1 protein-coding gene is annotated in these 531 nt (G+C 66.7%); it reads left to right on the plus strand.

What is annotated here, in order from left to right:
• Nucleotides 1–531, plus strand: a 531-nt coding sequence (locus tag STSP_RS00010) for an extracellular solute-binding protein (protein ID WP_157902753.1), incomplete at both ends; no start/stop codon positions are given.

Consider the following 531-nt stretch of genomic DNA (forward strand, 5'->3'; position numbering starts at 1 on the left):
GGCGCTCGACGCCGAGGCGGGCACCAAGATCACCTGGCAGAACCAGGACGGCAACACCTACGGTGAGAAGCTCGGTGCCGTGCTGGCCTCCAGCTCCATACCGGACATGGTGGTCGTGCCCAGCTGGGAGCTGGTCGGCAAGATCTCGAGCGCGGTCACCGCGAAGTTCATGGACCTCGGCCCCTACCTGGCGGGCGACAAGGTCAAGAAGTACCCGAACCTGGCCGCGATACCGTCCGACTCCTGGCGCATGAGTATCTTCGGCGGCGCGCTGCGCGGCATCCCGATGCCCGCCGCCTCCACGCCCGGCATCACGCCCTTCTACCGCAAGGACGTCTTCGACAAGAAGGGCTACACCGTCCCCAAATCGGCTGATGAGTTCCTCAGCTGGGCCAAGGAGGCCACCAGCGCCAAGGCGAAGGTGTGGGCCTGTGGTGACATGAGGTGGTCGGCGGCGGCCATCTTCGGTCTCCAGCCCGCCGGGTCGCTCGGCTGGAACATCGGGGCCGACGGCAAGCTGACGTACCGCAT

Source organism: Streptomyces jeddahensis, from assembly GCF_001642995.1.
GTDB lineage: Bacteria > Actinomycetota > Actinomycetes > Streptomycetales > Streptomycetaceae > Streptomyces > Streptomyces jeddahensis.